We start from the raw sequence: 24,440 nt of genomic DNA on the forward strand, positions 1-24,440 counted from the left end.
GCGTTTGACGCATATCCCGGGCGTGGCGTGTCGGCGCGTCGAAAGGTCAGACGCTTGCCGACCAGGCCCTGCCGGACCCGTCCACCGTCACCGAGACCTGTACGACATGCGGGCTGGCGAGGACTGCCGAACGGAGGTCGCCCACCCGCCCGACGAGGTCGCCCGCGGACGCCTCGCTGGCGGCCGGGGTGGGCACCACCCAGACGTTGACCAGCAACCGGGAGGGACCGACGTAGACCGCCTGCAGGCGTGGGATGTCGTCCACCCACTCCGCACGAAGCACGAGTGCACGGATCGGATCCAGCACGTCGGCCGGCGCGGACTCATCGAGCAGCAGGGCCTTCGACCGCCGGGCGAGCAGATACGCCACGACGATGAGCAGGACCCCGATGCCCATGCTGCCGATGGCGTCCCACTGTGCCCACCCGGTCAGCTCGTGCAACAGGAGCGCGACCAGGGCGATCCCCAGACCTATCAGCGCCGCGCTGTCCTCCAGGAACACCGTCGTCGCACTCGGGTCCGAGGCCCGGCGCAGGTGCTCGGACATCGAACGCTCGCGCGCGCGGGCTCCCGCACGGAGCTGCCTACGGGCCACGGTCCACGAATACCCCTCGAATACGGCGGCCACCAGCAGGACGCCGACTCCGACCAGCCACGAGTCCAACGGTTCGGGGAGTAACAAGCTCCGGATTCCTTCGCCGATCGACAGGGCGCCCCCGACGAGGAAAATGCCGAGCGCCGCGAGGAACGCCCAGAAGAACCGTTCCTGGCCGTACCCGAACGGGTGTCGCTCGTCGGCCTGCTTCTTCGAGCGGCGCAACCCGACGAACAACAGCAGTTCGTTGCCGCTGTCCGCCACCGAGTGGGCGGCCTCGGCCCACATCGACGCGGACCCGGTGAACAGCGCGGCGATAATCTTGGCCGTGGCGATACTGGCGTTGGCGATCACCGCCACCACCACGGTTCTCGTGCTCTCGCCGCCCGACTCCGTCCGGTTCTTCACGAGCGCCGACTACCCCATCCCACACCGCGTACACGCCCTAGCTTTCCTGCGAAACGACGGACTCGTTTCGCGCGAACCGCGACGGGTAGGCCGGTGGAGTTCCGGTGGCTTCCGACCGGCCGCTGGGTGACCGACAGGGGGGAACGATGGCGGGGCGGATCGAGGACTACGGCGTCATCGGTGATCTTCAGACCGCGTGCCTGATCGGCCGCGACGGCTCGATGGACTGGCTGTGCATGCCGCGCTTCGACTCCCCCGCGTGCTTCGCCGCCCTGCTCGGCGACGATCGGCACGGGTACTGGCGGTTGTCGCCCGCAAGCGGGGGCTCTGCCTCCCGGCGCCGGTACCGCGACGACACGCTCATCCTCGAGTCGGAGTGGGACACACCGGAGGGATGCGTCCGGGTGGTGGACGCCATGCCGCCGCGCGGCCGGGCGCCGGACGTCGTCCGGGTCGTGGAGGGCGTGTCCGGCCGGGTGCCCATGCGTATGCAGATGCGGCCGCGCTTCGACTACGGTCGGATCTCGCCATGGGTCCGCCTCCACGAGGGGCGGCTCACCGCGATCGCCGGGCCGGACGCGCTCGACCTGAGCACTCCCGTAGAGCTGTTCGAGAAGGATCGGACGACATACGCCGACTTCGCCGTGGCGGCCGGCGACCGGGTTCCGTTCGTGCTCACGTACCGACCCTCGCACGAGCCGGCGCCGCCGCCCGTGAACGCCGGTCGGGCCATCGCGGACACCGAACGGTTCTGGCGTGACTGGCTGGGCCATCTCACCTACCGCGGCGGGTGGGCCGGTCCTGTGCGCCGCTCCCTGATCATCCTCAAGGCGCTGACGTACGCGCCGACCGGCGGGATTGTGGCCGCGGCCACGACATCTCTGCCCGAGGAGCCGGGCGGATCGCGCAACTGGGACTACCGGTACTGCTGGCTACGTGATGCCACGTTCGTCCTGCAGGCGCTGCTGGGCACCGGGTTTCTCGCGGAGGCCCGGGCCTGGCGCGAGTGGCTGCTCCGAGCCGCCGCGGGTGAGCCCGCCGATCTCCAGATCATGTACGGCCTGGACGGCACCCGCCGCGTGATGGAGTACACCGCCGACTGGTTGCCGGGCTACCAGGGGGCCACCCCGGTACGCCTGGGGAATGCGGCGGCCGGCCAGTTCCAGCTCGATGTGTGGGGCGAGGTGCTCAACGAGCTGCATCTGGCCCGCGAGGCGGGCCTGAGCACTACCGATGACGCATGGGACCTGCAGCGGGCCCTGTTGGACTATCTGGAAAGTCACTGGGAAGATCCGGACAACGGCCTGTGGGAGGTTCGCGGACCGCGTCGCCCGTTCGTGCACTCCAAGGTCATGGCGTGGGCGGGCCTGGACCGGGCGATCCACGCGGTCGAGGCGTACGGACTGGACGGGCCGACGGACCTGTGGGCGCGTGCCCGCGAGCAGATCCATAACGAGGTGTGTGCGCGCGGCTACGACGCCGAGCGCAACACGTTCACGCAGTTCTACGGCTCTGCCGGCCTTGACGCCGCGCTGCTGCTGATCCCCCGCGTCGGGTTCCTCCCCTGGTCGGATCCCCGCGTGGTGGGGACGGTGGACGCCGTACAGCGCGAGCTGTCGCAGGACGGGCTGCTGTGGCGCTACCACCCGGATGCCGACGGCGGGGTCGACGGTCTGGCTGGCGCGGAAGGCGCCTTCGTCGCGTGCGGTTTCTGGCTCGCCGAGGCGCTGCACGGCATCGGGCGCCCGCAGCAGGCGCGTGCCGTGTTCGACCGCTCGCTCGGCACGGCGAACGACCTGGGCCTGCTCAGCGAGGAGTACTCGCCGACGACGGGCCGGCAGCTGGGCAATACGCCGCAGGCATTCAGCCACGTCGGGCTCATCAACGCGGTACGGCGCCTGTCCGCGCCCGCGTCGGCTGGTGCCGCCATGGCGGCCCCAGGGTAATCGGCGGCATCATGTCCACCACGGGCGACACATTTTCCCGGAGCACCGGACGCGCCGCGGGATCGACGCGGACCCGCTCGCGGGCCACGGTGGGCAGTAGGACCTGCCGAAAAGAAGGGGGTGGACGGTGCCACTGGGCTTGAGCTGGAGCGACGCGGTCGGGATCGTGATATCGGCGGTCAGCGTCTACGTGGCCCTGCTCCTGCTCATCCGCGTATTCGGCCAGCGTTCGTTGGCCGCCATGTCGAGCGTCGATCTGGCGGCGATCGTCGCGATAGGCCCGGTCGCGGGTCGCGCCATTCTGGGCTACACGCCGTCGCTGCTCGCCGGGATGATCGGCGTCACCACGCTGTTCGTCACGCAGACGCTCGTCCGGGCACTGGGCCGAAGGTCGCCTCTGGAACGTCTGGTCGCCAACCGGCCGATACTGGTTCTGGCGCGCGGGAAGGTCCTCCACGATGGACTGCATCGTGCCGGGATGCGGGAGGGTGACCTGCGCCTCAAGCTGCGCGCGTCGGGCGTCGGCAGCTACCACGAGGTGACCGCGGTGATCGTTGAGCGCACCGGGACGATCAGCGTGATACGGCGGGGCGAGCCGATCGCCACTGACGTCCTTCACGACGTGGTGGGACACGAAGTGCTGACGACGCCACCGGACAGGTCGGCCGCCTCGGCCTGTCGAGTGCATGGACCGCGACCCGGCGGGTAGCACCATGTCGTTGGACCTGCCGCACGGGTCAGGAGGCACGATATGGCGCCGCAATGGTTGACCGTTGTCGCGTGGGCGGCGCTCGCCACCGGCCTCGTGTGCGCCCTCGCGGTGATCATCGACATTCGTGGGCTCGGGTACCGGCAGCGGATGCCGATCATGGGGTGGGTCTGGCCGGTGAACGCTGTCTATCTTGGCCCGCTCGCACTGTGGGCCTACTACCGGTTCGGGCGTCCGCGCAGCGGCCGGTGGCGGGCCGAGCACGGTGACCCGCCGGACACGCCCGACTGGGCGACGACCGGGATCGGCGTCATGCACTGCGGCGCCGGCTGCACGCTCGGCGACATCATCGCCGAGTCGGCGATCTTCATGCTCGGTGTCGCCATAGCCGGCCGGGCGATCTGGGCCGAGTATGTCGGCGACTACGCGCTCGCCCTGCTGCTCGGCATCGCGTTCCAGTACTTCGCCATCGCCCCGATGCGTGGCCTGTCCCTGGGCAAGGGACTGTGGCAGGCCGCGAAGGCGGACGTCCTGTCCCTGACCGCGTTCGAGGTCGGACTGTTCGGGTGGATGGCCCTCATGGCTTTTGTGTTCTTCCCGGCGCCTGGTCTGCACCCCGACAGCGCGGCGTACTGGTTCCTCATGCAGGTCGGTATGATGCTCGGCTTTGTCACGGCGTACCCGGTGAACGCGTGGCTCATCCGCAAGGGCATCAAGGAGGCCATGTAACGCCGACGCTACCCGACCCGCCACCGCTCGGCGTCGGCGTCGCGGAAGCTGAGGCCGTTCCCCGGGCGGTCACCGTTGACGGCCGCAACACCGTTGTCGGCGCTGACGGCCCCGTCAAACAGCATCCGCTCGATGCGTACGTGGTCGTGGAACCATTCGAGGTGGCGCAGGTTCGGCGTCGCCGCCGCGATGGCCAGGTGCTGGTTCGGAGCGCAGTGCCCGGAGACGTCCAGCCCGTGAGCGGCGGCGACCGCGGCGGCGCGGGCGAACTCCGTGATGCCGCCGCAGCGCGTCACGTCGATCTGCAGGCAGTCCACGTGCGGGGCCATGCGCTCGAAGTAGACCAGGTCGTACCCGTACTCGCCGGCCGCGACGTCCGGAGCGACGGCGTGGCGCACCTCGTCGAGCCCGTGCAGGTCGTCGGAGCTGACGGGCTCCTCGAACCACCGAATGTCCAGGTCGGTCGCCGTACGCATGACGCGGATCGCCTGTTTGCGCCGGTAGCCGCCGTTGGCGTCCACGTAGAGTTCCGCGTCGCCGATCGTGGCCCGCGCGGCCGTCATGCGGGCCAGGTCACGTGCTTCCTCCGTACCCCAGGATTGCGCGATTTTGATTTTCACCCGGGGGATGCCCTGGTCGAGCACCCAGCCAGCGAGCTGCGCATGCTGGCGTTGCGCGTCGTACGTGGTGAACCCGCCGCTGCCGTAGACGGGCACCGCCGAGCGGACGGTGCCCAGCAGCCCGGAAAGGGGCATCCCGTGACGGTGCGCCTTGAGGTCCCACAGCGCGTTGTCGGCCGCGGACAGGGCCATGCCCGCCATGCCGGGCCGGCCGGCGTTGCGCAACCGGCGCTGCATGGCCACCCAGGCGCCCGGCACGTCGTCGGCGTCGATGTCCGCGGCCACGTCGGCCAGCGGACCGTTCACGACCTGCGCGATCGCCGCTGGGCCGTACGTCCATCCGATCCCCGTGCAGTCGTCGGCGCTCGCCGTGACGAGGACCAGGGTCGTGCTCGTCCACGCCATCGTCCCGTCGCCCTCCGGCGCGTCCGTCGGGACCGTGTACGCGCTGGCCTTCAGCGCAGGCATCGACGCAGCCCCAGACCCGCGGCTGCGACCAGGGCGCCAGCGACCACGCCCGCCGTCAAGAAGTGCACGGTCCGCGATGGCGGGCGGGGCCGCTCGGCCCACTTGTTCTCGGGGTACTCGCCGCCGTCGTCCCCGCGAAGTCCGGCGCGCAGCAACTCGGCGAGGTGCATCGCGCGCCGCCCCGCGGCGTTTCCCTGGTGGATCTGGGTGCGGCAGCTGAACCCGTCCGCGAGGATGACGTCGGCCGGTTTGGCCGCGCGGACGGCGGGCAGCAGCACCCGCTCGGCGCACACGGTGGACACGTCGTAGTGGCCCTGCTCGAAACCGAAGTTGCCGGCCAGGCCGCAGCATCCGGAGTCGAGCACGTCGGTGCTCACGCCTGCCGCCGAGAGCAGCGTGGTGTCCGCGGTGTACTTCATGATCGCATGGTGATGGCAGTGGGTCTGCACGTGCGCGGTCCGGGTGACCCGCGGGGGTTGCCAGCCGGGAGAATGCTCGGTGAGCAGCTCGGCCAGCGTCACCGTCTGCTCGCGCAGGCGCCGCACGTCCGCGTCGTCCGGGAACAGCTCCTCGGCGTCGCTGCGGAACACCGCCGTGCAGCTCGGCTCCAGCCCGAGCACCAGCGTGCCGGCCCGCAGGTGCGGCCGCAGGATGTCGACAGTGCGCCGGATGACCCGCTTGGCGGTGTCGAGCTGCCCGGTGGAAATCCAGGTCAGCCCGCAGCACACCGGCTCGCTGGGCACCCGGACGCGCCAGCCGGCCGCCTCGACGACCTCGACGGCCGCGCGCGCGATGGCAGGATCGAACCGGTTGGTGAACGTGTCGGGCCACAACACGACGTCGCCGCGTTGCCCCGTGCCCTCGGCCGTGCGGTGGGCGAACCACCGCTGGAAGCTCTGCGGCGCGAACAACGGCACGTCGCGGCGCGCGTCCACGCCGGCGGCCTTCTTCGCCAACCACGCGAGGCCCGGGGCCTGGGTGAGCGCGTTCACCAGCCGGGGCGCGGTCCCGCTCGCGGCAACGGCAGCCAGCGGCAACCAGCCCATCGAGTAGTGGGCACGGGGCCGCAACCGTCCCTCGTAGTGGTGCGACAGGAACTCGGCCTTGTACGTCGCCATGTCCACGTTGACGGGGCAGTCGGCCTTGCATCCCTTGCAGGCCAGGCACAGGTCGAGGGCGTCGCGCACCGCCGTTGAGCGCCACCCGTCGGCGATCGCGCCGCCGCGGGCGGTGCCGTCGAGCATCTCGAACAGCAACCGGGCGCGGCCCCGCGTCGAGTGCTCCTCCTCCCTGGTCGCCATGTACGACGGGCACATCACCCCGCCCGACTCGCGCCGGCAACGGCCCACCCCGACGCAGCGCAGCACCGCCCGCCCGAAGCTGCCCTCGTCGTGCGGGTAGCTGAAACGGGTCGCCACGTCGCCGTGGTTGTAGTCGGCCCCGAGACGCAACTGCTCATCGAGCGGGTTGGGGGCGCTGACCTTGCCCGGGTTCATCCGGTTGTCCGGATCGAAGATCGCCTTGAACTGGCCGAACGCGTAGACCAGGTCGTCGCCGAACATCTTCGGCAGCAACTCGCCGCGGGCCTGCCCGTCGCCGTGCTCGCCCGACAGCGATCCGCCGTAACTCACCACGAGGTCGGACGCCTCTTCCATGAACGACCGGAACGTCGCCACGCCGTCGGCCGTCATGAGATCGAACGGGATGCGGGTGTGCACGCAACCCTGGCCGAAGTGCCCGTACAGCGACGCCTGACCGTAGCCGTACTTCTCGTAGAGACCCCGCAGGTCGCGCAGGTAGTTGCCGAGGTCGTCCGGGCCGACCGCCGAGTCCTCCCAGCCCGGCCAGGTGTCCGCCAGTCCCGGCACGCGGGCGGTGGCCCCGAGGCCGGACTCGCGGATGTGCCACATCTGTTCCTCGTGGTGCGGGTCGTCGAAGAAGACCACGTCCGGGTCGCCGCGTTTGCGGTCCAGGTCCTTCAGCATCCGGTCGACCGCGGCGTCCGCCTCCGCAGCGGTGTCGCCGCCCATCTGCACCAGCAGGAACCCGCCCTGCCCGGGAATCAGCCGTAGCGCGTCCGGGTTGAGGTGCTTGCGCCGTTCGAACTCGATGAGACGGTGGTCCAAGCCCTCCAACGCGATCGGCTGGTGCGGCAGGATCCTGGGTACGTCGTCGGCCGCGGTAGCGATGTCCGGGTACGCGAGCATCGCCAGGGACTTGGCGGGCACGGTGGGCACGAGTCGCAGCCGGGCCCGCAGCACCGTCACACACGTGCCCTCGCTGCCGACCAGCGCCTGCGCGACGTGGAAGTTCTTCTCCGGGAGCAGGCTGTCCAGGTTGTACCCCGAGACCCGGCGCGGGATGTGCGGGTACCGGGTGCGCAACTGGGCCAGGTGCTGGTCACGCAGGGCCCGCAACTGCCGGTACACCTCTGCGCGGCGGCCGCCGCCGCCGGCCACGATCTCCTGGTACTGCTCGTCGGTGGTCTCGCCCACCCACATCCGGGTTCCGTCGTAGAGCAGGATCTCCAGCTCGACGATGTTATCGACCACTTTGCCGGTGCGCTGGGCGGTCGATCCGCAGGAGTTGTTGCCGATCATGCCGCCGAGTGTGCAGTGGTTGTGCGTGGCCGGCCGCGGGCCGTACTCCAGCCCCAAGGCGTGCAGTTTCCCGTTGAGCGTGTCCAGGACAATGCCGGGCTCCACCACACAGGTGCGGGCTCCGACGTCCACGTCCAGCAGCCGGTGACAGTACTTCGACCAGTCGATGATGACCGCCACGTTGGTGCATTCGCCGGCCAGGCTGGTCCCACCGCCGCGCGACGTGACCGGGGCGCCGTGCCGGTTGCACACCGCCACCGCGGCCACCGCGGCGTCCACGGTGCGGGGCACGACGACGCCGATGGGTACCTGCCGGTAGTTGGAGGCGTCCGTCGAGTACGCGCCGCGCGAGCCGGCGTCGAACCGGACCTCGCCGTCCACCTCGGCGGCGAGGTCACGCTCCAGCCGCGACAGGTCGACGTCCGGGTACACCGGACGGACCTGGACCACCGGATCGGGGAGCCGCACGGCGGTCATGAGAACAACTCGCTGATCTTGTCGCGGGCGACCGTCGTCATGGTGGCCACCTTGTGCGGCTGACCGCGCAGGAACGCCTCGGTGAAGTGCTTGGCCTGGTCGTAGGTCACCTTGCCCGGCATCGGCGGCTCGTTGGGATTGACGTCGACGTCCACCAGCGCGGGCCCGGGGTGCGCGAGTGCCGCGCGGATAGCCGGTTCCAGTTCGCCCGGCTTGGTGATCTTGGCGGTGTGGGCACCGCAGCCGCGGGCCCACGAAGAGAAGTCGGCCTCGGGTTCGGCATGACGCACCGCGTACTCCGGGTAACCGAGGACGATCTGTTCCCACAGGATCTGGCCGTACGCGTTGTTGTTGTTGATGATCACCTTGACCGGCAGCTCGTGCCGCACCGCCGTGAGGAACTCAGCCATCAACATGGCGAAGCCCCCATCGCCGACAAAGGCGATCACTTGCCGACCGGGGTAGGCGTGCTGCATGGCCATCGCGTACGGCAGGCCGGGCGCCATTGTGGCGAGGTTCCCGGAGAGGTAGAACTCGCGACCGCCCCGGATCGTCCAGTGTCGTGCCGCCCAGGTGGCGATGGTCCCGGAGTCGCAGGTGAGGATCGCATCGTCGGCGGCCAACCGGTCGACACAGCCCATCAGGTACTGCGGGGCGATCGGATCGCGGCTCGCGTCCTGCAGGGCGCTCATGTTGCTTCGCCACTGCTGCATGCCGCGCTGGTGCTTCTCGAGGAACGACCGGTCCGTCACCCGGGTCAACTTCGGCAGCAGCGCGCCCAGCGCCAGCTTGGCGTCGGCGGTGACCGGCGCGTCCGCCGGCAGCCGGATCCCGATGAGGGTCGGGTCGCGATCGACCTGCACCGTCCGCGCCTGGCCAGGGCTGGGCAGGTGCTTGGAGTACGGGAAGCACGTGCCCACCATGAAGATCGTGTCGCACTCCTCCATCAGTTCCTCGCTGGGCCTGGTCCCCAGCAGCCCGAGACCGCCGGTGGTGAGCGGGTGGTCGTCGGGTACCACGCACTTGCCGGACAGCGACTTCACGATGGGCGCCCCCAGCGCGTCCGCTACCGCGAGCACCTCCTGCCGGGCGTCGCGGGCCCCGATGCCGACCAGCATCGCGACCTTCTTCCCCGCGTTGAGCACCTCGGCCGCACGGTCGAGTTCCGCCTCGCTGGCCGGCATGGGCCGCTCGACGTAGGCCGCCGTGCTGTGCGGCGGGCCGCCGGGGCCGATGTGCCGGTACGGGTCCTCGCTCACCGGCGCCACCTGTACGTCGGTCGGGAACGTCAGGTGGGCCACGGTGTGTTTGGCCAGCGCGTTACGCACCGCCAGGTCCACGACGCCGGGGACCTGCTGGGGATTGGTGACCATGAGGTTGTAGCCGGCGACGTCCTCGTAGAGCCGGTCCAGATGCACCTCCTGCTGGTAGTGCGAGCCCAGAACCGACGTTTCCTGCATGCCCGTCAGCGCGAGGACCGGCGCGTGATCAAGCTTGGCGTCGTAGAGCCCGTTGAGCAGGTGGATCGCGCCAGGGCCCGACGTGGCCACGCAGACACCCAGCCGGCCGGTGGCCTTCGCGTAACCGGTGGCCATGAAGGCCGCGGCCTCTTCGTGGTGTACGAGCACGAAGCGCACCTTGTCCGCCTGGCGCCGAAACCCCTCCATCAGGCCGTTGATGCCGTCACCCGGCAGCCCGAATACGGTGTCGACGCCCCATTCCACCAATCGCCGGGCGACAGCTTCGCCCACGATCTCTTCCATGTCTCGCCCCTCATCTGTGTCGACGGGTTGTGCCCATCCCCCGGTGGAGCCCTCACCCGGCGCGTCGTAGCGGCGGCAACCGCCCGACACGCCGGGCAGGAGCGCGAACGGATCAGTAGCCGGACCGGTCCCCCGCAGCTCGGGAACCGCCCATGAGGATCGCGCCAGCCGCGATGCCGAGCACGGCCGTGACAGCCCCGGTCACCACGTTGTTGATCCAGATACCGGCCGTCACGCTGGACTGCTGGATGATCCACGGGGAAGCGACCACCCACGCGCCGATCACCGCGGTCGCCCAGCTCAGACGGACCATGCGCTGTGGCATGAGAGTCAGGCTCATAGCCACCACCGCCACGGCGATGCCGAGCACCAGGTTGTTCAGGGCGATGCTGGGCGCCGTCGCGGAAAAGTGCAAAACCCACGGTGATATGGCCAGCCACAGGCCGGCGAGCAGCATGAACCCGTCGGCGATAACGGCCGGTCCGCTTGCGGAGGCCCGTTCGTACCTCTCGCGCATCTCCAGAAGATCGGGATGGTCACCCATCGTGAATCGGGCTGTGTCAGTCATCGTGCTCACCTCCAGGAACGAGTGCGTCCGGCGCCCGCCTACCCACCGGTTCGGTGACCTAACGCCTGGTACGGCGGCCATGGCGGCTCAGGAGGTTTTCACGTCCATCCGGCCCCACCGCCCCGGCACTCCGAACAGATCAATGTGTTCGACCTCCCCTGGGAGGTGCACGTTCGTGCGGAGGCCGTCCGTGTCAGGGACCAACCCCAACAGGGTGCGGATGATCAGTAGCGGGGCGCTCGCAGACCAGGCCTGCGGGGAGGCCGCCGTGGGATAGCGGACCGGAACGTCCGTGAGAGCCCGGTCCGCGCCGGTGAGCGCCTCCGGGAGCCGGTAGTCGAAGGTGCGGCTCGCCGTGACCAGCGCCCGCGCGATGCGCGCCGCCTCGTCGTGGCGCCCGTACCGGGCCAGACCGGCCGCGATGAGCGCGTTGTCGTGCGGCCACACCGCACCGTTGTGGTACTCCACCGGACTGTACGCCGGCTGCCCGGCAGCCATCGTCCGGATTCCCCAGCCGGAGAACATCCGGGTGCTGAAGAGATGACCGACGAGCCGGTCCACCCGGTCGGGCGGCACCACGCCGCTCCACAGCAACTGCCCCATGTTCGACGCGACCGTGGGCACGGCGCACCCCTGTCCGTCGAGCGCCAGCGCGTAGCACGCGTCATCCGGGAGCCAGAACACATCATTGAACCGTTCACGCAGCCGGGCGGCGTCGGCCTCGGCACGATCGGCGAGGGCGTCGTCATGCCAGAACTCCCGGGCCAGGCGGGCCAGCCGCAGTCGCGCGTCGTAGGCGTACCCCTGGATCTCACAGACCGCACGGGGCAGCGGGGCGGGCCGGCCGTCCGGATAGACGATCGAGTTGTCCGAGTCCTTCCAGCAGTGGTTGACCATGCCGCTGTCGTGATTGCGGGTGGCGTACTCGATGAAGCCGTCACCGTCGCGGTCGCCGTAGACCTCCATCCAGCGCAGCGCCGCGCGTGCGGTGCCCTCCATCTCCCGCACGAGCGACGCGTCGCCCGTCCATCGTTCGTCCTCGTCGAGTACGACGAGGAACAGTGGCGTGGCGTCGGCGGACCCGTAGTAGGGCGACTGCGGTCGCTGGTGGAATCGGGTGAGTTCGCCGTGGCGCAACTCGTGCATGATCTTGCCCGGCTCGGCGTCCCGGAAGTCGTCAGTGTCGTGGGCCTGCCGTTCAGCCAGCGCCCGCAAGGTGGTGTGGGCCAGTTCGGGCACGAACGGCAACGCCTGGTAGCTCGTAATGAGACTGTCCCTTCCGAACAGAGCCATGTACCAGGGCAGTCCACCGGCCGGCACCGAATGATGCGGCTCGACGTCGGGATAGAACCGCAGTGCGGCGAGATCGAGCAGGCTGCGACGGTAGGCATGGTTCAGGTCGGCCCAGTCGGTCTCCAGCCGGGGAGCGCTTTCCAGCCACTCCTGGACGCTGCAGTTCATATTGGGCTGGCGGCTGTCCTTGAGCGCCAGGCGACGGCCGTCGGCGACGAGCTCCACGGTGATGTCGGTGTGCCACGTCTCGCCCGCTTCGAGGTCGACCTGGTACAGCAGGCTCTGCTCGGTCACCGCTGCGCCGTCGGCCCGGATCACCGTGCGGCGCATGAAGTCTTCCCGCCGGTACTCCAGCGTGACGCACCCCTCGCCGATCGAGATGTGTGGGCGCCGGGAGCTGGGGTTGCCGTCCCGGACCTCGAAGAGATCGGCGAAGTCGGCGGCAAACATGATCATTAGATGCAGCGAGACGGAACTTCCCCGGTGGTTGCTCACCGTCAAACGCTCGTGCAGGCCACCGCCGATGCGCCTGTGTCGCACGACCGTCACCGGTGGGCTCCGGTAGACCGAGCCCGTCGCCTCAGCGAGGTAGAACACGGCAGTGTCGTATTCGGTTGTGGCGCTGCTGAGACGGTTCAGCTGCCGACCATTGAGCCGCAGCTGCCAACGCGACAGATGCCGCACGTCGCGATAGAACAGCCCTTGCGGACCGTCCGTGTCCCGATGCACCTCACCGTCCGGGTCACTGACGAGGAAGGTGCTGCCGTCCAGAATGCTCAATTGGTCAGCTGGCATGCGTCACGCCTTTCCGCCCGGCCGACCGGTTCAGGACCTAGCGTCGGACGCTGGCTCGCCCCGCCAGGAAGGCCGCCGCGAGGGCGGCTCCCAGAACGAGGAGCCTGGAGCCTGGGACGCTCCCGCGCAGGCGTTTCCAACCGGTCTTCGGATCGACCACCGCGCCGGCCACACTCCCGGCGGCCCTCGTCATCGAGTCGCCGACGCGATTGGCGGTCAACAACCGTGCTGTCATCTCGTCCTCCCGCGAACTCGGTCAACCAACGGCACCGCGTACCCACTGTCCCGGTGACGAAACGACCGCCCACCAGGTCACTTTCCCTCCACGCGCCGGAAGCCGGCCTGAACGACGGCGCGGTACACGTCCCCGGCGAACGGTCGCGACCGGGCTAGCGCGGCGCGCGCCGCATTGGCGCCCGGCGCCCCGTGAACCCCACCACCCGGGTGCGCGCTCGCGCTTGCCAGATACAGCCGGTCGATCGGGGTGTCGGCGCGGCCGAGGCCGGGAAGCGGACGGAAGATGAGTTGTTGGTGCGGCGCGGCAGTGCCGCCTGCGATCGCCCCGTGATCCAGGTTCGGGTTCTCGACCTCCAGCGCGTCGGGCCCTGCCACCCGCCGGCCGACGACAAGACCGCCGAACCCGGGAGCGTGTCGCTCGAAGATGGCCTCCACCCGACGCACATGCTCGTCGATGGCGTCCGCAGACCAGAACCGCCGCCGGGGCAGGTGGGTGTACGCCCACAGCGTTTCGGTGCCGACCGGCGAGCGGGTGGGGTCCGCCGTGGTCATCTGCCCCGCAAGCACGAAGGGGTCGGATGGTGGATCCCCGGCCGAGAGCGCGCCGGCGTACCGGCACAGCCCGGCGAAATCGACACCAAGGTGCACCGTCCCGGCCCCGCCGACTTCAGGGGTTGTCCAGGGAACGCGGCCACGCAGCGCCCAGTCGATCTTGATCGTGCTGTGATCCCATACGAAGCCGTCGAGGTCCGCGAGGAGCTGTCGGGGAAGATGCTGGCCGGCAACGAGGTGACCGTAGAGCATCGGGGCCGACACGTCGCAGAGCACCGCACGCCGGGCCCGGATCAGCGTCCCGTCCGCGCATCGCGTGCCGAGGGCCCGGCCGCCGGCGACGACGATCTCCGCCACGGGGGCACCGCAACGCAGCTGACCGCCGGCCGCGGCGAACCGGGCGACGAGCGAGTTCGTGATTTCACCGGCGCCGCCGACGGGCACGGGAAACCCGAACTGCTGACCCAGCATTGCCATGATCCAGCCGTAGGCGCCACTGCCCGTCTCCTGGGGCCCCAGGTCGCTGTGCAACGCGAGGCCGGACAAAAGGAGTTTCGCCCCTTCACCGGCGAAGACCTGATCGGCAAGTCGACCGGCGGGCATGAGGAACGTATGAATGAGACGGATCAGCTCGGCGGCGGGCTGGGCGCGAACGAGCCGAAGCGCGGGTCGCAGCGGCGGGAACGGCCGCAGAAGCGAGTCCAGGAGCGGTTCGGCGACCCGCAGCCAGCGGGCGTAGAGCCCACGCCAACGCGCCCCGTCGCCGGACGCGAACATTTCAACTGAATCCGCGGTGCGGGTGGGGTCGCGGTCCAGCACGACAGCTCGTCCGTCGGGCAACAGATGGGCCAACACATGGGGAGCGTGCGTCCACGCAAGGCCGTACCCGCTCAGATCCAGCGCCGCGAGCGCGGGTGACGCGGCGGCCAACGGGTAGAAGGCGCTGCACAGATCCGCACGGTACCCAGGACTGATCTCTGCGGAGCGCACCGCGCCGCCAGCCGCCCCCGTCGCCTCCAACACCACGACATCCCAGTCGGCGTCAGCGAGCATGTTGGCCGCGACGAGCCCGTTGTGGCCCGCACCCACGACGACGGCATCGACAGTCTGTGTCATGTGCCCAGCGTTCTCGTTAGTTCGTGCATCCCGGCCGCACCGCCGCGCCTCACGAGCTATTCCGGCGCGGCCATGAGGCGGAACTTCCCCGCCGGACTACAGACAAACGCGGTGAGCCATGGAACAGTCGCCGCCAGGCCTTCAGCACCGCCGGGAGTCCGTTGTAGTCGCAGTTTGGGCGCGCACGCTCGGGGTAGCGCTTCCCCACGCCCTGGGAACAAGGACATCATGGAGGCGATCATGGACACTATGTCTCGGCGGCCCTCGACGCCCACCGAACCGCCCGTGGAGCGCTTGGCTCAGGACATGGCCGCGGTGGTCCACGACGAGGTGGCGAAAGTGCGCGCGGACGTCGGCGGCATACTGCGGCGGGGCGGCACGGGCGCGCTGCTGCTCGGTGCGGCAGGCGTCTGCGGAATTCTCGCTCTCGGCAGCGCCGCCACGACCATCCTGCGCACGGCCGACGCGGTCCTCCCCCGACGCCTCGCGGCAGCGTCCGTTACCACAGGTTATCTCGCCGCCGGTGCCGTACTGGCCTGGCAGGGCTGGATGAGGCTCAGGGCCATGGCGGACGGCGGCCAACAGGTCATGCGCGATGTGGGCGGGGATCTAACCGCCACAACGGAACAGCTCGCGGCCGCGACCGCGACCGGTGTACGCGAGGCGGCGAGGACTCGCACCGCTTCTTGAGGCGTGGCGGCACACCGTCCCACTTCCATGGGAGCGTGGCGGCGCAGATGCTACGACGAACCCGTAAGGACCTGATGAACGCCGCTGACCGCACCACCGCCGCACTCGTCGATGATCTGCTCGCCACAAGCCGCCTGCTGGTCGGCCTGTCTGCCCGTTCGCTGGCCGGCATCGACGCCGACGTGACGCTGGCCCAGTACCGGGTGTTGATCATTCTCGCGGGGAAAGGAGCTCAGCGGACGTCCGACCTGGCTACCGAACTCACGCTGGGCCTGTCGACCATGACACGCATGTGCGACCGGCTGCGTCGCAAGGACCTGGTGCGCCGGTACCGCCGCGGAGACGACCGTCGGGCGACGTGGATCGCGTTGACGGAGCACGGCCGCGCCGTCGTGGGAGAGGTGATGCGCAGCCGGCGCGCCAGCATCGCCGCCGTCGCCAGCGCGATCCCGGAGGAAGATCGAATGGCTGTATCCGGCGCCTTACGCGCCCTCCTGAGCTCGGCCGGAGAGCTGACTGAAGCCGAGTGGTCACGGCAGTGGCAACGGTCGAATAAACCTGATCCGCTGGAGGTCGAGGCATGAAGCACCGAAGTGGTACCGCGCGTCCGGCCCGACCACCGTGGTGAACCCAACGCCACGCGCAACAGGCCCTGCCGGAGGCCCTCGCCCGGCGCCCAAGCCGCCCAGTGGGCGTGCGACGGTCACGGACAACGCGCCACGACAGTGCACGGCACGACAGCGCGTTGGGATGGATGCGTTCGCTGATCGTGCATGGGCCAGCCGCCCGTTCGAATGGCGCAGCGGAATCCGACGCCGGGTGCGGCACGCTGTGCGGCGCCAGGAACCGGGTGAGGCGGGCAGCGGACGGTCAGCCGTCCGCTTCGGGTCCGGGCCCGGCGGAACGACATCTGGACTGGTGGGTTCCGCGCTTTCAGGCTCGGTGTCGGACGAGGCACCGCTGTCCTCGACATTGAGCAATGCACGGAGCTTCTCAAGCGCCGCTTTGAGCAACCGCGAGACCTGCATCTGAGAGCAACCGACCCGGTCCCCGATCTCGGTTTGGGTCAGGCCTCCGTAGAAGCGCAGCATGACCACACGCTGCTGGCGTTCCGGCAGCTTTGCGAGAGCGGGGCCAAGTACCTCGACATCTTCGACATGATCGAAGCCGCGATCCGTCTCTCCGACCAAATCGCTCAGCACCGGGGCATCCCGACCTTCACCTGCCTTACCGTCGAGCGACAGCGGCGATTGGCTGTCCGTCGCGCGCAATGTGTCGATCACCTCGTCCTCGGCGCAGCCGACGTGCCGGGCGAGTTCCGCCGTGGTGGGCGATCGGACGTAGCGTTGCGTCAGCTCCTCATATGCCTGGCACAACTGCAGGTGCAGCTCCTTCAGACGCCGCGGCGTCCGCAACATCCACCGGTTGTCGCGGAAGTAGCGCTTAATGGCGCCAGTCATGGTGGGCACCGCGAACGCCGAAAGGGGCAATCCGCGATCCGGATCGAACCGGTCTACCGCGCCCACCAGGGCGAGGTACGCCACCTGATCCAGGTCTTCATCCGGCACGCTCGGACGACGGAAGCGACGGGCAACCTGGACGGCCAGCGTCAGATGGCGTTCGACGACCCGGTTACGCAGTTCGCGCCATGGAGAACCCGGTCGCGTACCGTCCCGTGGGTCACCGGCGAGATCTACCAGATCCTGCCGGCACGCCTCGGAGCCACAGGAACACGGCATACCTCGCTGGGGGGACGTCAGCGTTACGCCTAGTACGTCCGCTGTTGTGGCCGTCATGGCGTTCCTCCTGGAGCACGGTTTATACGTTCACTCGCACCAAGCGCGATGCTTGCTGAGTTGCAACGGTTGTATTAGTGCGACTTTTGGCGCACAGGGCCACTGCCCACCGGAAACAAGGTCAACCCTCGTGCGAGGAGATTTTTTCGGCGGCAACCCCGCAGCCGTGTTGCAACCGCATAGTCCGGTTTCCTTGATCATTTAGAGAAGTGCACGCGCCAGGCAACGTTGACGTAGGACAAAGCCGAACAAAGCCACGAACGCCCACACCGGGACAAGACGGCGTGCCCCTGCCGCCGTCCGACAGTCTGGCCGCCTACTGAACCGACGCTTATCCGTACGACCACTGGGTAGGCAGGGCGCATGCGGTCGACGCGCAGAGGGGCATGCCCGGACTGGGAGGCGAGCGTGAGATGAGATCGCGCGGCGGGCGTTGGCGCAATGTCCGTGATCAGGTACTGAGCCAGGTGTGGCCGGCGCCCGCGTTCGCCCTGATGGTCGCCGTGGCGTTGGGAGTCATGCTGCCCTCGTTCGACAGCCGACTCGTGGCCTGGTTGCCCGATGGCGTCGACCGTTACCTGTTCCGGGCCGGTCCGGACACGGCGCGCGGCGTCCTCGCCGCTGTGGCCGGTTCGCTGGTCACCGTCACATCGCTGACGTTCTCTCTCACTGTGATCACGTTGCAGCTGGCAAGCAGCCAGTACTCGCCCCGGGTCCTGCGTACCTTCACTCAGGACCGAGTCGTCCACGTGACCCTCGCGGTGCTGCTCGGCACATTCACCTTCGCTATGACGGTGATGCAGACCATCCGGACGGACTTCAACGGCCGGTCAGCATTCGTGCCCCGGGTATCCGTCACGCTCGCCTACGTGTTGGCGCTAGCCAGCGTCATCACCCTGGTGCTGTTCCTGGCACACCTGTCCCGCAAAATCCGCATCGAGTCCATGCTCCGCGATGTGCACCGCCGCGCCACGGACGCGATTGAGGCCGTGTTCCCCGAACGCCGCCAACCGGAGCTCCCGCCTGTCGCGGTCGGCCCCGACGGACGCGAGACAGTCCTGCTTCACGCCGACACCTCGGGGTTCCTGATCTTCATTGATGAAACTCAGTTGATGGCGGCCGCTACAGAGGTCGACGGCATGATCCATGTCTTTCGGCAGCCCGGCGACTCCGTCATCGCCGACACTCCGGTGGCGATCGCCTGGCCACTGTCACGGTCATGCTTCGATGAGGACGCATACACGTCGCTGCGCCGGCGGGCGTCCCATGCGGTACGGGTGGGCTTTGAACGCAACGGCGGTAGCGACGTCGCCTTCGGGCTACGGCAGATCGTCGACATCGCCGTGCGTGCACTGTCACCCGGCATCAACGATCCCACCACCGCCGTACATGCACTCAGCCACGCCTCCGCCCTGTTGTGCCAGCTCGCCGATCGGTCAACCGGTCCTCGCGTCCGATGCGACGAAAGCGGCCGGGCACGACTCGTGCTCGACCAGCCCGATCTTGTCGCGCTGCTCGGCCTGGTGATCGCTCAGCCGTCGCACTACGGAGCGCAAGACCCCGACGTACTGGCTCGGCTGCTCGCCCTCCTACAAGAGGTAGCCTGGTCGACGACGGTCCCGCGCGAGCGGGCCGCTGTCCGCGAAGAGCTGGATGCGCTACAGGCCACCGCCCGTGAGCAGCGCTTCCGTCCAGCTGACCAGGTCCGGCTGGAGAAAGGCGTCGCCGCGGTCCACGACGCGCTACAGGGCCAGTGGTCGGTTCCCGCGCCGCAGCACCCCGGCCGGACCGACCGTGATCGCGTGTCCGGCAGGCGTGCCTGAGGCCGCCATGAATGTGGACTCGGCATGCCCCGGCATCGCAACCACCCAGCCGGCACGGTGAAAACGGCGTCGCCGCTATTGCCGGCTCGCGACGTCGTCAAGGGCAGTTCCGGACCCCATCCCGGAAGCGGGCACGACGCTGAAGGACCCGTCCGTCTCCAGAATCACGGCCGTCACCTTCTCCAGTCCCCCGATGCCCCGCGCCCGTACCGCCTGACGCACCTCCTCAGGCGCGACCCGCTCGCGGGTCATTGCCTCGACCAGCATTTCGCCGTCGCGTAAGAGCAACGTCGGCTGCGACTTCACCAGCCGGCGGGCCCAGCGACTCCGGACAACGGCCCACGCGATGGCGAACTGCAACGTCACCAATCCCGCCAGCGCGGCAACGCCCTGCGCAAGTGTCACGTCGGTCGACAGCAGCACACTGGCCAGCGTCGAGCCGAGGGCCACCGTGACGACCAGGTCGAACGCGTTCATTTTCGCCAGTGTCCGCTTGCCGGACAGGCGCAAGAGCACGATCAGCGCAGGGTAGACCAGCACCGCGGCCGCGAGGACGCGCAACACGTAGTTCCAGGACTCGAAGAACACCATGGAGACTTACCCAGCGGGGCGCGTCGCATTACCGACACGCCCGTCGCGCGAGGCCTCAAGGTGGACACCGGCGCGATGCGCAGTCCACCGGGGTTGACTTCATCCATTCGAACGCGATCGGACCGGCGGCTCCGTGCGATACATCGACCGGCCGTTACCCAACCACGCCGCCAGCGCCACACCGGCGAGCAGCGAACTCGCGCCGTCCATCGCGAGGTCGACAATCGTGTCGGTGTACCCGACCACCATGATCATGCCGAACACGTGCGTCGCGAGCCACTCCCAGAACTCCCACAGCACTCCGAGGCTGAAGCCGACCGCAACCACAAGTACCACCACTGCAGGCGTCCCGCACTGTGCCAGGGGCAGTAGCCGTGCCCGGCCCATCGCCACCGTCGCCACGGCCGCCACGGCCCCGGTCGTCGTGCCGTGAATGACGATGTCCACCCAAGGCACGGTGTCGTACCAACTGGCCGCCATCGCCACAGTCGCCACCGTGAGCGTCACGCCCAGAGCAGCATCGAAAACCCTCGGCATGCGCGCCAGCCGCGAGGCAAGCAGGACGCTCAATACGACCGCGAATCGGGCGACGTCGTCCCATTGACCGTTCACGACGCACACGACAGCCGCCACCAGCGCCGCGACACGCGCGAGATCCCCCACGTATGCGGCACATCGCAAGATCATCCTCATACTCATTGTCGCGACCAAGCATTACGCGGGTCAGCGCACCTCCTTCCGCAACGCAGATATCCCTGTTCCGGTCGGTCAAACAGCCGCGGCCGCACGAACGCTTCATGAGCACGCCAGCTGTTTGTTCGGTATTAGTTGATCAGCGCAGTCGCGAACGCTGCCCCGGCGGCGGCACACGCCGCGAGTGACGCTCAGGAGAGCCCATAAAAGGCGAATGTTCGTCGCGCTGAGCGGTTGTGGCGGGGCGCGCCGGGTACCACTCAACGAGATTCAGACTGCTGGTGACTGACACGGGAAAGGACCATGCATAGCCGAGCAGCATGCGATGCGGGTCGGCAATGACTGCCGGGCCGATCAAACGCACTCCCAGCGCGGCCCTGCCCGTATGGGTGAAATGGGCAGCGCGCCCCGGAAGCCCTCCGCATGCCGACCGCGCCGGCGCTGCCGGCCCACCGGACGTTCCGGCACAGGACACGGGCGCAGCAAGAGGACCGATGTGGTTGGCGCGGTCTGCACGCTCGACGGCCGGCGCTGCTCGCGCCTCCCCGGCCCGGGCGGCCCACGGCGTTCTTTGCCGACTGACAGCGGCGTTCGGAGGCCCCCTGCGCGCACGGGTCGTTTTCCTGCTCACCGCCGTGATGGCGTTGAACTCTGCTGACCTTGGTGCGCTCGGAGCCGTGGCCCCACAACTGCAGGCGAATATGGAACTGCCCCACACTCAGTTGGGCCTGCTCGCAACCGCATCCGCCGGCGTTGGCGCGGCCGCCGCCGTCCCGATGGGCGCCGCCGCCGACCGACTTCCGCGGGTCCGGCTCCTGGTCGGCTGCGTTGCCACCTGGAGCGGGGCGCTCGCACTGGCCGGTGCGGCGCCCTCGTACCTCTGGCTTCTCCTCAGCCGGCTCGGGCTCGGAGCCGCAGCTGTCGCGGCGGGACCACTGCTTTCGTCCCTGTTGGGCGATCTGTTTCCCATCGAGGAGCGAGCCCGGGTCCTGGGCTGGATCCTGACCGGCGAAATGCTGGGGGCGGGAGTGGGACTCCTTGTAGGCGGCAATATTGCCGCCGCGTGGTCTTGGCGATGGGCGTTCTGGCTCCTCTCGGTGCCGGGCGGCGGACTCGCCGCGGCGGTTGCGCGTTGGCTTCCGGAACCGGCGCGCGGGGGCGCGAGCCGACTCCGGCCTGGCGCGGCGCAGGTCCCGGTATCGCCTGACCAGCCGCATCACCGGCCAACGCCCCAGGCGCGACGCGTGCGAGCGACTCTCGCGGAATCACTGTCCGGCATGGCGGCCGCGCTGCACATCCGTACTGTCCGGGTCCTGATCGTCGCGTCGGCCGTCGGCTACTTCTTCTTCGCTGGCCTTCGGACGTTCGGCCTGGTGTTCATTGAACGGCGGTTCGCCGTTGGTCCAGTTCAGGTCAGCGGGCTCGTGCCAGTTATCGGCGTAGGGGCCATTCTCGGCACCATGGCCGGGGGCCGGGTGGCCGACGCTCTGTTGAACCATGGCCATCGCGCCGCTCGAATAATGGTGCCGGCGGTTGCCTACATTTCCGTGGCCGTAGTACTGGCACCGGCTCTCTTCACCACCTCCCTCTGGTGGGCGGTGCCTTTCATCACGGTCGCGGCCGGCTTGCTCGCGTCCGCGAATCCGCCGCTTGACGCCGCCCGGCTCGACATCGTCGCGCCCGGCCTGTGGGGAAGGGCGGAAAGTCTACGCACGCTGCTGCGCATGACCGGAGAGGCGACCGCCCCGCTCTGCTTCGGCATGCTCGCCGACCTGCTAGCCGGGCCGGGTGGACGCGCCAACGCGACCGGCCTGCGAGAGACCTTCCTCATCATGCTCGTTCCGTTGGCCGCGAACGGACTACTCGTCCTCCGAGGCCGAAGCAGCTACTGTGGAGACGTTCAGGCGGCCTCTGGTAGCGGCGAAGCTCGGCGAGACCGGCCTGACCATTCATGACGCCGGTGGCGCTCATCGGCGGGCGTCGTCTCGCATGCCCGACCTGCATCCGGCCGCGTTCGAGTGGCGCTGCCTGGTCAAGCACGCCTGCAGGACGCAACGTCACGCAGGCTCAGAAGTGTGGCTGACAACGCATGATGCGACAGGAAGGCGCGCACATGCCCGGCGGCACCTCGTTCAGTACCATAACGCGGCACTGGGCCGGTGCCGGGCGTGGCTGGTCACGACCAGGACGGTCGGGGCGATGCGATCTACTGCATAGAGAATGGGACGTAATGGTTAATCTGAACGCGAGCGTTCAGGCATGACTTTGACAATCAACGTCGACTACATAGGCAACACAACCGTGATCGCGCTCGACGGTGAGCTGGACCTCCACAGCTACCGTGACGTCGCCGAACTGGCCGCTCAGAACCTCACGAACGGCCATCTGAACGTCATCATCGATCTGTCTCGACTGAACTTCTGCGACTCAGCAGGCCTGCGAACATTTATCCGTCACCGAAATAACGTGCAGGCCAAGGGTGGACAACTGATTTTGGCTGCCCCCCAGCACGTGGTGCGACGCGTGCTGGAGATCAGCGGTCTTGTCGATTTCTTCGGTTGCTACGAAACAATCGACGAAGCCCGAACCTGCATTGAGGAATGACTTGGCCTTGCCCTGACGAGGGAGAAGGTCAGCAGGGCAGAGGCTTCTCGCCGATCAATCGCTTCCGGCCATCCGACCATTACGCGCCCTGCGAGAGAAACGAATTGCTGTACGAACTTCCTGAACAAGTCGAACACTCGCTCATAGCGGCGGCTCGGTTGTCGTCGGGCGGGAGGCGGTCCCACCAGCAAGCTCGGCGATGACGGCGCTGGGTTTGCCGACCAGCGAGGCGGCAACCAGACGGTCGGCGACGGGTAATCGCGCAGCGGCGAACGCGGCGCGGCGCAACCAAAGTTGGCTGCGGGTCGACGGGACGAACCAGCGCACCGCCTTGCGAGCGGTCGCCTGCTTATCGAGAACGACCGGCCGCAACATTCGCTCGTACCCTGCCAACGCGGCATCCATGGACGGGGCTTCGGCCAAGTGCTCGCCAAGCACGTATGCGCCGGCCACGGCCAGAGCGGCGCCCTGGCCAGCCAGCAGCGATACCGCATACGCGGCGTCACCAAGCAGCGCAACTCGGCCTCGACTCCAGGACGGCATAACGACCTGCGCGACCTGGTCGTAGTACAGCTCATCGGCGGGAGGGCAGGCAGCCAGCGCCCGGGGTGCTATCCAGCCCAGCCCTCCGTACTGCCGCCGCAGTTCGAGGCGTGCGTCGTGTGGCAGCTCAGAGTCGCGGGCCGGGTGCACCGCGAACACCGCGACTTTCCCGTCGCGCAGCCCGTAGAACCCCATCGCCCGGTGCAGACTGTCGGTCATGCAGAACCGGCCGCCGATCTCGGCGTGCGCCGCAGCATCGAAGAAGGAGAACGCGGCGGTATGAAAGCCGAGATAGCGCACACTCCAGGCCTCGGACGCGAAAGCGAGGGCTCGCACAACTGAATGGACGCCGTCGCAGCCAACAAGCAGGTCGCCGGCAAGGTCGCTGCCGTCATCCAAGGTGACCCGCACACCGTCGGGGCGGTTGTCCACCGCGCTGATCGTTCTGCCGTAGCGCAGGTCGACCTGCTCGGGAACGTGCTCGCGCAGCGCCCGCTCCAAATCCGGACGCATCACGCTTGTTACTCGTCCGCCTGACGCCTTGGCAAAGCGGTCGTAGCGAAAGCCTGTCCGCCGGCGCCCGCGAGCATCGCAGTATGCGACCTCGTCGATGTGATAACCGAGCTGGAGTATGCGCGGTAGTACTCCCATCGCCTCGGCCGCGTCGTACCCGGGCCCGAAAAAGTCAATCATGTAACCACTAGCGCGAGGTCCCGACGCCTTCTCCAGCACGGTCACCTCGGCACCATGCGTGGCCAGCCGTTGGGCGAGGGCCAGCCCGGCAATCCCGGCCCCGCAGATCAGGACTCTCACGTTGAGCCTCC

General features: G+C 68.7%; 19 protein-coding genes. 8 read left to right on the forward strand and 11 right to left on the reverse strand.

What is annotated here, in order from left to right; translation table 11 throughout:
• Positions 1 to 46: 46 nt before the first annotated feature.
• Entirely contained in the window at positions 47 to 1,003 is a 957-nt protein-coding gene (locus ABD211_RS11940; RefSeq protein WP_344129410.1) for a cation diffusion facilitator family transporter, read from the reverse strand.
• A 146-nt stretch (positions 1,004 to 1,149) separates the two neighbouring features.
• Here ABD211_RS11940 and ABD211_RS11945 point away from each other — a divergent pair, with 146 nt between their 5' ends.
• From ABD211_RS11945 to ABD211_RS11955, 3 genes are all read left to right on the forward strand, one after another.
• Entirely contained in the window at positions 1,150 to 2,949 is a 1,800-nt protein-coding gene (locus ABD211_RS11945) for a glycoside hydrolase family 15 protein (RefSeq protein WP_344129413.1), read from the forward strand.
• Positions 2,950 to 3,088: 139 nt separating this feature from the next.
• A complete protein-coding gene (locus ABD211_RS11950; protein ID WP_344129417.1) occupies positions 3,089 to 3,658 on the forward strand; it encodes a DUF421 domain-containing protein in 570 nt (189 codons plus the stop codon).
• A 42-nt stretch (positions 3,659 to 3,700) separates the two neighbouring features.
• Positions 3,701 to 4,387, forward strand: a complete 687-nt coding sequence (locus ABD211_RS11955) for a DUF4396 domain-containing protein (RefSeq protein WP_344129420.1) — start codon at positions 3,701 to 3,703, stop codon at positions 4,385 to 4,387.
• Positions 4,388 to 4,395: 8 nt separating this feature from the next.
• On the opposite strand, the gene ABD211_RS11960 is transcribed toward ABD211_RS11955, so the two are convergent.
• The 6 genes from ABD211_RS11960 to ABD211_RS11985 form a co-directional block, all read right to left on the reverse strand.
• Positions 4,396 to 5,475 (reverse strand): enolase C-terminal domain-like protein, encoded by a 1,080-nt coding sequence (locus ABD211_RS11960; protein ID WP_344129423.1) that lies wholly within the window; start codon positions 5,473 to 5,475, stop codon positions 4,396 to 4,398.
• Positions 5,463 to 8,552 carry an FAD-binding and (Fe-S)-binding domain-containing protein gene (locus ABD211_RS11965; RefSeq protein ID WP_344129426.1) on the reverse strand — a complete coding sequence of 1,030 codons (3,090 nt, stop codon included), beginning with the start codon at positions 8,550 to 8,552 and terminating at the stop codon, positions 5,463 to 5,465. The genes ABD211_RS11960 and ABD211_RS11965 overlap by 13 nt, the downstream gene beginning before the upstream one ends.
• Positions 8,549 to 10,315 carry a thiamine pyrophosphate-dependent enzyme gene (locus tag ABD211_RS11970; protein WP_344129429.1) on the reverse strand — a complete coding sequence of 589 codons (1,767 nt, stop codon included), beginning with the start codon at positions 10,313 to 10,315 and terminating at the stop codon, positions 8,549 to 8,551. The genes ABD211_RS11965 and ABD211_RS11970 overlap by 4 nt, the downstream gene beginning before the upstream one ends.
• A gap of 112 nt (positions 10,316 to 10,427) precedes the next feature.
• Positions 10,428 to 10,883: an SPW repeat protein gene (locus tag ABD211_RS11975; protein WP_344129432.1), complete on the reverse strand. Its 456-nt coding sequence runs from the start codon at positions 10,881 to 10,883 to the stop codon at positions 10,428 to 10,430.
• An 87-nt stretch (positions 10,884 to 10,970) separates the two neighbouring features.
• Entirely contained in the window at positions 10,971 to 12,971 is a 2,001-nt protein-coding gene (locus ABD211_RS11980; RefSeq protein ID WP_344129435.1) for an amylo-alpha-1,6-glucosidase, read from the reverse strand.
• 312 nt (positions 12,972 to 13,283) lie between these two features.
• Positions 13,284 to 14,876, reverse strand: coding sequence for a phytoene desaturase family protein (locus ABD211_RS11985; protein WP_344129438.1), 1,593 nt, complete (start codon positions 14,874 to 14,876; stop codon positions 13,284 to 13,286).
• A gap of 228 nt (positions 14,877 to 15,104) precedes the next feature.
• Between ABD211_RS11985 and ABD211_RS11990 the strand changes: the two genes are divergently transcribed.
• Positions 15,105 to 15,566 carry a phage holin family protein gene (locus ABD211_RS11990; protein ID WP_344129441.1) on the forward strand — a complete coding sequence of 154 codons (462 nt, stop codon included), beginning with the start codon at positions 15,105 to 15,107 and terminating at the stop codon, positions 15,564 to 15,566.
• A 35-nt stretch (positions 15,567 to 15,601) separates the two neighbouring features.
• A complete protein-coding gene (locus ABD211_RS11995) occupies positions 15,602 to 16,150 on the forward strand; it encodes a MarR family winged helix-turn-helix transcriptional regulator (protein ID WP_344129444.1) in 549 nt (182 codons plus the stop codon).
• Here ABD211_RS11995 and ABD211_RS12000 read toward each other — a convergent pair.
• Entirely contained in the window at positions 16,097 to 17,362 is a 1,266-nt protein-coding gene (locus ABD211_RS12000) for a SigB/SigF/SigG family RNA polymerase sigma factor (protein ID WP_344129447.1), read from the reverse strand. The genes ABD211_RS11995 and ABD211_RS12000 overlap by 54 nt on opposite strands.
• A 413-nt stretch (positions 17,363 to 17,775) precedes the next feature.
• Here ABD211_RS12000 and ABD211_RS12005 point away from each other — a divergent pair, with 413 nt between their 5' ends.
• Complete coding sequence (locus ABD211_RS12005; RefSeq protein WP_344129450.1) at positions 17,776 to 19,185, forward strand: DUF2254 domain-containing protein; 1,410 nt, start codon at positions 17,776 to 17,778, stop codon at positions 19,183 to 19,185.
• 75 nt (positions 19,186 to 19,260) lie between these two features.
• Here ABD211_RS12005 and ABD211_RS12010 read toward each other — a convergent pair whose 3' ends face one another.
• Both ABD211_RS12010 and ABD211_RS12015 read right to left on the reverse strand, forming a co-directional pair.
• Complete coding sequence (locus tag ABD211_RS12010) at positions 19,261 to 19,776, reverse strand: DUF421 domain-containing protein (protein WP_344129452.1); 516 nt, start codon at positions 19,774 to 19,776, stop codon at positions 19,261 to 19,263.
• 99 nt (positions 19,777 to 19,875) lie between these two features.
• Entirely contained in the window at positions 19,876 to 20,439 is a 564-nt protein-coding gene (locus ABD211_RS12015) for a DUF2238 domain-containing protein (protein WP_344129454.1), read from the reverse strand.
• A gap of 668 nt (positions 20,440 to 21,107) precedes the next feature.
• Between ABD211_RS12015 and ABD211_RS12020 the strand changes: the two genes are divergently transcribed.
• Together ABD211_RS12020 and ABD211_RS12025 are read left to right on the forward strand one after the other, a co-directional pair.
• Positions 21,108 to 22,424, forward strand: a complete 1,317-nt coding sequence (locus tag ABD211_RS12020; RefSeq protein WP_344129638.1) for an MFS transporter — start codon at positions 21,108 to 21,110, stop codon at positions 22,422 to 22,424.
• 304 nt (positions 22,425 to 22,728) lie between these two features.
• Positions 22,729 to 23,073 carry an STAS domain-containing protein gene (locus tag ABD211_RS12025; protein ID WP_344129456.1) on the forward strand — a complete coding sequence of 115 codons (345 nt, stop codon included), beginning with the start codon at positions 22,729 to 22,731 and terminating at the stop codon, positions 23,071 to 23,073.
• A 141-nt stretch (positions 23,074 to 23,214) separates the two neighbouring features.
• Here ABD211_RS12025 and ABD211_RS12030 read toward each other — a convergent pair whose 3' ends face one another.
• Positions 23,215 to 24,429, reverse strand: coding sequence for an FAD-dependent oxidoreductase (locus tag ABD211_RS12030; RefSeq protein WP_344129458.1), 1,215 nt, complete (start codon positions 24,427 to 24,429; stop codon positions 23,215 to 23,217).
• Positions 24,430 to 24,440 lie beyond the last annotated feature (11 nt).

Origin of the sequence: Luedemannella flava (genome assembly GCF_039528515.1) — a bacterium.
Classification (GTDB): Bacteria; Actinomycetota; Actinomycetes; order Mycobacteriales; family Micromonosporaceae; genus Luedemannella; species Luedemannella flava.

Excerpts from the sequence above, each read along its gene's own strand:
- ABD211_RS12005 (WP_344129450.1), top strand. The coding sequence starts at position 17,776 with ATGAGATCGCGCGGCGGGCGTTGGCGCAATGTCCGTGATCAGGTACTG.
- ABD211_RS11980 (WP_344129435.1), bottom strand. The coding sequence starts at position 12,971 with ATGCCAGCTGACCAATTGAGCATTCTGGACGGCAGCACCTTCCTCGTC.
- ABD211_RS11990 (WP_344129441.1), top strand. The coding sequence starts at position 15,105 with ATGGAGGCGATCATGGACACTATGTCTCGGCGGCCCTCGACGCCCACC.
- ABD211_RS11955 (WP_344129420.1), top strand. The coding sequence starts at position 3,701 with ATGGCGCCGCAATGGTTGACCGTTGTCGCGTGGGCGGCGCTCGCCACC.
- ABD211_RS11985 (WP_344129438.1), bottom strand. The coding sequence starts at position 14,876 with ATGACACAGACTGTCGATGCCGTCGTCGTGGGTGCGGGCCACAACGGG.
- ABD211_RS11975 (WP_344129432.1), bottom strand. The coding sequence starts at position 10,883 with ATGACTGACACAGCCCGATTCACGATGGGTGACCATCCCGATCTTCTG.
- ABD211_RS12010 (WP_344129452.1), bottom strand. The coding sequence starts at position 19,776 with ATGGTGTTCTTCGAGTCCTGGAACTACGTGTTGCGCGTCCTCGCGGCC.
- ABD211_RS11960 (WP_344129423.1), bottom strand. The coding sequence starts at position 5,475 with ATGCCTGCGCTGAAGGCCAGCGCGTACACGGTCCCGACGGACGCGCCG.
- ABD211_RS11965 (WP_344129426.1), bottom strand. The coding sequence starts at position 8,552 with ATGACCGCCGTGCGGCTCCCCGATCCGGTGGTCCAGGTCCGTCCGGTG.
- ABD211_RS11945 (WP_344129413.1), top strand. The coding sequence starts at position 1,150 with ATGGCGGGGCGGATCGAGGACTACGGCGTCATCGGTGATCTTCAGACC.
- ABD211_RS12025 (WP_344129456.1), top strand. The coding sequence starts at position 22,729 with ATGACTTTGACAATCAACGTCGACTACATAGGCAACACAACCGTGATC.
- ABD211_RS12020 (WP_344129638.1), top strand. The coding sequence starts at position 21,108 with ATGGCGTTGAACTCTGCTGACCTTGGTGCGCTCGGAGCCGTGGCCCCA.
- ABD211_RS12000 (WP_344129447.1), bottom strand. The coding sequence starts at position 17,362 with ATGACGGCCACAACAGCGGACGTACTAGGCGTAACGCTGACGTCCCCC.
- ABD211_RS11970 (WP_344129429.1), bottom strand. The coding sequence starts at position 10,315 with ATGGAAGAGATCGTGGGCGAAGCTGTCGCCCGGCGATTGGTGGAATGG.